The following is a 6,387-nucleotide window of genomic DNA, read 5'->3' as shown; positions in this document are numbered from 1 at the left end:
ACGGCCAGTGTTTCCGCGCCTATGTCGAGCAGCAGTTGGTCCCGGTGCTCAAGCCAGGCGACATTGTCGTCATGGACAATCTCGGCAGCCATAAGTCGGCAACCATCCGTCAATTGATCAAAGCCGCCGGTGCGCGGCTCTGGTTCCTGCCACCCTATTCGCCGGACCTCAATCCGATCGAACAAGCCTTTTCCAAGATCAAGCATTGGATGAGAAATGCACAAAAGCGCACCATCGAAGACACATGGCGTCATATCGGCAGGCTGGTCGAAACCATCCAGCCCGCCGAATGCCAAAACTATTTGGAAAACGCCGGATATGGTTCCGTTAAAAGGTGAAACGCTCTAAAATTGCAGAAATTATAAATTTGGTCGATTTCATGCCCATGTCCTTCTGGAAACCCGTCGCTCGGTGGCGGGCGGCGGAATTGAATCGATAATGAAATAGAGATTACAGACGCGATTCTGATTTTTTTATGAATTTCCAACGGTTACGACGATATCTTATTGGCAGATGCGCGCAAGACAGGATTTGCCGTGGCAGCCTTGGTCGAGATGCATGTTGGTGCGATGTGCTGCATCACCGTCCGGGCCGATTACCGTCATGAAAAGCTTGCAGCTCGCGCTATGCACAGCGCGCCAGAAAGCCTTCTCCTTGTCGGTGCCGTTCCAGCCGCTTTCCAGTTCCGTCTTGCTGCCATCCGAAAACTTGAACGACATGATGTCGAGCGCGTTGGCAAAGGCGTGTTCGGAAACGCGTCCTGTGGATGCGCCGTTGACCTTCCGGCACTGGTAATCCGAGCCGGTGCCGATTTCAGCGATTTTCGAATCCGGTCCATAAACATCTTTGGCTGCCTTGGTCACCTCGCTGCTCCACTGCGCCAGCGTGACTGCCATTGCGCAATTTGTGGTGACGGCATTGGCAAATTTCAAAGGGTCGTCCTTGCCAATGGCGGTCAGGGACAACGGAGAGTGGGCGCCGCATTGCTCGCCATCCTTGATCGGAGGCAGCAGCTTGCCCTCTACTTCGCCGGCTATCAGCGCCGGGCAGGATACCTGATAGACGCGCTCGTCCTTTTCCGGCTTTGGCTGTTGATCGGGGGCGGGTTTTGCTTCTTGCAGTTTTTCGTCCATCGGCTTCGGATCATCAGCCGGTTTTGGCGGGTCTGCCTGGGTCGGGGTTGTAGGAGCAGGCTTGGCCAGCGGTTGATTTTCGGGTTCTCCCTCCGGCTTTTCCGTTGGAATGGGTGGAGTTTCCGGTTCTGCCCCCTTGGTTGCTGTATTTTCCGGGCGAGGGGCAGGCGTCGGAACGGGTATCATGGGAGCAGGTTTGGTTTCGGCTTTTGCCGGAGCGCTTTCCGATTGCGTTGCCGCTTGCTGTTTCGAAGCCGGTTTCTTTTGGCTGCGCTTTACCGCCGGGCGTTTGCGATGCTGTTTTGCCTTTTGGGCGTCCTGTTTCAGGATGCGTTCGATGAAAGTTTGCGCCTGTGCCTGATCAGAATCGATGCCGGGAAAACACGGCATCGCAACAAGGCCCAAGGCAATCAGAGCGGTGAATGCACCCTTGCCGGGCAGGAAAAAAGACAAAGCCATTGATGCCTCATGAATTGCGGATCCGTCATGACTAATGATGAAACAGGCGATGGCGTTCCTTCACGCTTGATGGCAGGTCGTAGCAAATGGTAGGAAACACCCTCAGCGGTCCGGTTTTTCAGGCTTTTTCGACTGCTTGAGCTTGACAAGATAACAGCTGCATGACTAAAAGCCGCCCATCGCTGGCGCGTTCTCGCACCGGCGTTTCATTTGACGTGTCCCGTGGATGAAGATTGCGCTCGCGCGCTTCATCCTGTCAGTCCTCTCAAACGGAGGGCAGAGGAGGGCGCGTTTCCTCCAGCGCCTCCGGGCGCTATAACCTTTTGAAGGAAATGCGATGAGCAAGCGCGAATCCGCTAAGTACAAAATTGATCGCCGTCTTGGCGAAAACATCTGGGGCCGTCCGAAGTCCCCTGTAAACCGCCGTGAATATGGCCCGGGCCAGCACGGCCAGCGCCGCAAGGGCAAGCTGTCGGACTTCGGTGTACAGCTCCGCGCAAAGCAGAAGCTCAAGGGCTTCTACGGCGATATCTCCGAAAAGCAGTTCCGCAAGACCTACGAAGAAGCCGCTCGCCGCAAGGGCGACACCGGTGAAAACCTGATCGGTCTGCTGGAATCGCGTCTTGACGCAGTTGTGTATCGCGCCAAGTTCGTTCCGACGATCTTTGCTGCCCGCCAGTTCATCAATCACGGCCACGTGAATGTGAATGGTCGCCGCGTCAACGTTCAGTCCTACCGCCTGAAGACCGGTGACGTTGTTGAAGTTCGCGAAAAGTCGAAGCAGTTGGTTATCGTTCTCGAAGCTGTTCAGCTCGCAGAACGTGATGTTCCGGATTACATCGAAGTCGACCACAACAAGCTGGTTGCGACGTACTCCCGCGTTCCGACCCTGACGGATGTGCCTTACGCTGTCCAGATGGAACCGAACCTGGTCGTCGAATTCTATTCGCGTTAATTCCAGGCGCGCTCTGGCGCGCTGGATATATGCCGAAATCGAAAAGCCGCGCTGTACTGCAGCGCGGCTTTTTCTTTGCTTTTATCCCGGCACTTTGGCGATGGGGCCGGGAGGGCCGAGCGTATCGTCAATCTGCCGGTCGGAATGATATGTGGCGCAGGCCGACAACAATGCTCCAATGAATAACAGTAAGGACAGTTTTCGGAGCGCGATGATGTGCGGCTTTCGCCGAAGAACACTTATAGAACCAACATACTGAGCCATAGATATCTCATCCGTGAATGCCTGCATGAGTTCTAGAGTAAAAGGCAGCTGCAAACACTCATACATTTTTGCTGGCAAAGGGTGGTCGATGTGTGCTGATGCACGCAATCATAAAGAAATCTTGTTTGACGGTTTTCCCGACAGCCAGTTTTCGCTATTAAGCCTTCAACATCTTCAATCGTTTTTCCGGGAAGCACCATGAACGCTTTCGATCCAGATATTGCAGAAGACGCGGGCAGCGACGGCTGTCACCCGCTATTCCGCGATGTGCCGACCACGGTCGAGTTCAACAAGCTGCGCAAACGTCTTTTGCGTCTGACGCGGCAGGCTATCGAGGATTTCTCGATGGTGAAGTCCGGCGAGCGCTGGATGGTCTGCCTTTCGGGTGGCAAGGATTCCTATGGCCTGCTTGCGCTGCTGCTCGATCTTAAATGGCGCGGCCTGCTGCCTGTTGAGCTGCTGGCGGTCAATCTGGATCAGGGGCAGCCGAACTTTCCCAAGCACATTCTGCCGGATTTCCTCAATCGTTATGAAATCGAACACCGTATCGAATATCAGGATACCTATTCGATCGTGACCGACAAGCTGCCTGAAACCAGCACCTATTGCTCGCTCTGCTCGCGTTTGCGCCGGGGGAATCTCTATCGCATTGCGCGTGAAGAGTGCTGTTCGGCGATCGTTCTTGGCCATCACCGGGAAGATATTCTCGAAACCTTCTTCATGAACCTGTTCCACGGCGGGCGTCTGGCTGCGATGCCGCCGAAGCTGTTGAACGACGAAGGAGACCTGATGGTGTTCCGCCCGCTGGCTTATGCTGCGGAGGACGATCTGGAGAAATTTGCGACCGCAATGCAGTTTCCGATCATTCCATGCGACCTGTGCGGCAGTCAGGAAGGGCTGCAGCGCAATGCGATGAAAGCCATGCTGACCGACATCGAAAAGCGTATGCCGGGGCGCAAGGACACGATGATCCGCGCCATGACGAATGTGCGTCCGAGCCATTTGCTGGATCGCAAACTGTTCGATTTTGCAGGACTGATGCTGAATGGCGAGGGAGAGGGTGACCATGCGGTTTGACGAAGGACAGATGGACTGGCTGGCTGATTTGCTGGCAGATGCGGCGCGTCAGGAAATCATGCCCCGGTTTCGCAGGCTGGACGTCGGCGATATCCGGCAGAAGACGTCACCCGCCGATCTGGTGACGGAAGCGGATGTGAATGCTGAACGGTTCATCACTGCCAAGCTCAAGGAACGTTTTGCCGATGCAGTGATCGTCGGTGAGGAAGCCTGCTCGGACAATCCGGCATTGCTGACCGGCCTCGATGATGCGGAGCTTGCTTTCACAATCGATCCCGTCGATGGCACTTTCAACTTTGCATCTGGTGTTCCGCTCTTTGGTGTCATGCTTGCGGTGGTGTCGAAAGGCGAAACCGTTGCCGGTATCATTCATGACCCCGTCGGTAATGACTGGATCATGGCTTCAAAGGGAGGCGGAAGCTACATCCGCCACGCCAATGGAGATGTGAGCAAGGTCGGCGTTGCAGAGCCAGCTTCGATCAACCAGATGACCGGTTCGATTTCCTGGCAGTACACGGCTGAGCCGACACGGTCGCGTCTGGCACGTAATCATACGAAATTTCTGTCCCAGATCGGTTATCGCTGTGCAGCGCACGAATATCGCATCCTCGCCACCGGCGGCGCGCATTTCGTGGTCTACAACAAGCTGATGCCGTGGGATCATCTGCCCGGTGCGCTGATCCATCAGGAAGCCGGTGGCTATCTCGCGCGCTGGGATGGAAGTGATTATCTGCCGTCACATACCGGCGGCGGTATTCTGGCCGCGCCCAGCAAGGACAGCTGGCAATCCATTCACGCCGCGCTGTGGGAAGATTAGCAACGCTTGGGCCCAGCTTGTGTTTTGGACACTTGGGCACTATATTGGCGGAGTGGGTTGGGAGCGCGAACTCCCAACCCGTTTCGCTTAGATAAAGAGTCTGACCCGCACGTAGCATTGCCAGCCCGTGCGGGTTTTCTTTATCGTCAGCGTGATACTCACGGGTATGAAACCCATTTGTGTCACTCCGGTTCGAGAGCAAAGCTCTTGCCAAAGTCGAGGTGGCTTATCCTCCCCGATGCGCCTGCTGGCCGGCGCGTTCTGCTTTTGCTCCCGAAACACCCACTGATAGCATGTGTATGGCATAAGAAAAGCCCGCTAACTATTAGCGGGCTTTGATTGTTTATGACTGATATTTGATCAGATCACATGTTCGGCGGGCGGGTTCTGCACCCTGAACAACCGTCCGCGTTCGGCTATCAAAACGCAGCCGAGCGCGACGAATCCGAGCACGCAATAGCCGGTTGCAACCGGCGTTGTGGTGCCGTCAAAGGCTTGACCGATAATCGCGCCCAATGCCGCACCGATCACCGTTTGAGCGAAGCCCAGAACGGAGGAGGCTGTTCCGGCAACTTCGCCGAGCGGCTCCATCGCCAGTGCGTTGAAATTGGCTGTCACGAGGCTGAACGAGAACATGATGGTCATGTAGATCGCCATCAGGATCGGGAAGGGAACAGGGCCTTCCATCGTGACCGAAAGTACCATCCACAAAAGGCTGAAGCTGGTGAAGACCAGCAACATGGTCTGGGAAATTCGCCGCATACCGTAACGACCGACTAGGCGCGAGTTCATGAACGAGGCGAGCGCCAGCGTCATGGCGACGGCAGCGAAAGCCAGCGGGAACAAGGCACCGAGCTTGTAGATGTCGACGAAAATCTGCTGAGCCGAGTTGATATAGCCGAACAGCGCACCGAGAATGAACGAGGTGCCGAGCATATAAAACAGGGCGACGCGGTTCGAAAGAACGATGCCGAAACCGCCAATTACACTCTTGACCGTCAGCGGGCGCCGGTTGGTAGCAGGCAGGGTTTCGGGCAGGCGAAGAAACGCCCAGATACCGATGACAAATGCCATGAAGGCCATCGACAGAAAGATCAGGTGCCATTCGCCGAAAAGCATGATGAGTTGGCCGGTTGCGGGCGCAACGACGGGCAGGATCATGAAAACCATCATGACGAGTGACATGACCTCGGCCATCTGACGCCCGGCGAACTTGTCGCGAACGACGGATACGGCGATCACGCGCGTGGCAGCAGCGCCAAGCCCCTGCAATACACGCAGGATGATAAGCGTCGTGAAATCGGTGACGATGGCCGCTCCCAGAGCTGCCAGAATGTAAATGACGAGCCCGGCGAACAGCGGCAGCCTGCGGCCGAAGCGGTCGCTCAAGGGGCCATAGAAGAGCTGCGAAACGCCAAACCCGAGCAGATAGGCAGTGATGACGAACTGGACGTGGTTTTCCGACTGAACGCCGAGGCTTGCACCGATCTGCGGCAGGCCGGGCAGCATGATGTCGACCGCCAGCGCATTGATGGCCATGATCGCCGCGATGAGCGCGATGAATTCACCGCGTCCACGCATGGAAGTCTTCTGGTCCGACGAACCGTTCTTGATGTCGAGCGGCATGACTGGCATTCCTTGGCAAAGTGGCGCATCGCGTCGCGAGACACGATACGAAAGAC

Annotated in this window: 6 protein-coding genes; 4 read left to right on the top strand and 2 right to left on the bottom strand. The window is 56.0% G+C overall.

The window, feature by feature from the left end:
- The coding region (locus AAE521_RS04535) for a transposase (RefSeq protein WP_342060584.1) at positions 1-338 on the top strand (338 nt) is incomplete at its 5' end.
- Between the two features lie 165 nt (positions 339-503).
- On the opposite strand, the gene AAE521_RS04530 is transcribed toward AAE521_RS04535, so the two are convergent.
- A complete protein-coding gene (locus tag AAE521_RS04530; RefSeq protein WP_342060595.1) occupies positions 504-1,523 on the bottom strand; it encodes an extensin-like domain-containing protein in 1,020 nt (339 codons plus the stop codon).
- A 406-nt stretch (positions 1,524-1,929) separates the two neighbouring features.
- On the opposite strand from AAE521_RS04530, the gene rpsD reads away from it, so the two are divergent.
- From rpsD to AAE521_RS04515, 3 genes are all read left to right on the top strand, one after another.
- Positions 1,930-2,547 carry a 30S ribosomal protein S4 gene (rpsD, locus tag AAE521_RS04525; RefSeq protein WP_010661196.1) on the top strand — a complete coding sequence of 206 codons (618 nt, stop codon included), beginning with the start codon at positions 1,930-1,932 and terminating at the stop codon, positions 2,545-2,547.
- Positions 2,548-3,009: 462 nt separating this feature from the next.
- Positions 3,010-3,888, top strand: coding sequence for a tRNA 2-thiocytidine(32) synthetase TtcA (ttcA, locus tag AAE521_RS04520; RefSeq protein WP_342060583.1), 879 nt, complete (start codon positions 3,010-3,012; stop codon positions 3,886-3,888).
- The gene (locus AAE521_RS04515) at positions 3,878-4,705 is read left to right on the top strand and encodes an inositol monophosphatase family protein (RefSeq protein WP_071631738.1); all 828 of its coding nucleotides are present in this window, start codon (positions 3,878-3,880) and stop codon (positions 4,703-4,705) included. The genes ttcA and AAE521_RS04515 overlap by 11 nt, the downstream gene beginning before the upstream one ends.
- 360 nt (positions 4,706-5,065) lie before the next feature.
- Here the strand turns inward: AAE521_RS04515 and AAE521_RS04510 are convergent, their stop codons facing one another.
- The gene (locus AAE521_RS04510) at positions 5,066-6,331 is read right to left on the bottom strand and encodes a multidrug effflux MFS transporter (RefSeq protein WP_010661200.1); all 1,266 of its coding nucleotides are present in this window, start codon (positions 6,329-6,331) and stop codon (positions 5,066-5,068) included.
- Positions 6,332-6,387 lie beyond the last annotated feature (56 nt).

It is taken from the genome of Brucella cytisi (assembly GCF_038433355.1).
Lineage (GTDB): Bacteria > Pseudomonadota > Alphaproteobacteria > Rhizobiales > Rhizobiaceae > Brucella > Brucella cytisi.
The sequence above is the reverse complement of the archived record's forward strand: the minus strand, read 5'-3'. Positions and strand labels throughout refer to the sequence as shown.

Coding starts and splice junctions, on each gene's coding strand:
- AAE521_RS04530 (WP_342060595.1), bottom strand. CDS start 1,523: ATGCCGTGTTTTCCCGGCATCGATTCTGATCAGGCACAGGCGCAAACT.
- ttcA (WP_342060583.1), top strand. CDS start 3,010: ATGAACGCTTTCGATCCAGATATTGCAGAAGACGCGGGCAGCGACGGC.
- AAE521_RS04510 (WP_010661200.1), bottom strand. CDS start 6,331: ATGCCGCTCGACATCAAGAACGGTTCGTCGGACCAGAAGACTTCCATG.
- rpsD (WP_010661196.1), top strand. CDS start 1,930: ATGAGCAAGCGCGAATCCGCTAAGTACAAAATTGATCGCCGTCTTGGC.
- AAE521_RS04515 (WP_071631738.1), top strand. CDS start 3,878: ATGCGGTTTGACGAAGGACAGATGGACTGGCTGGCTGATTTGCTGGCA.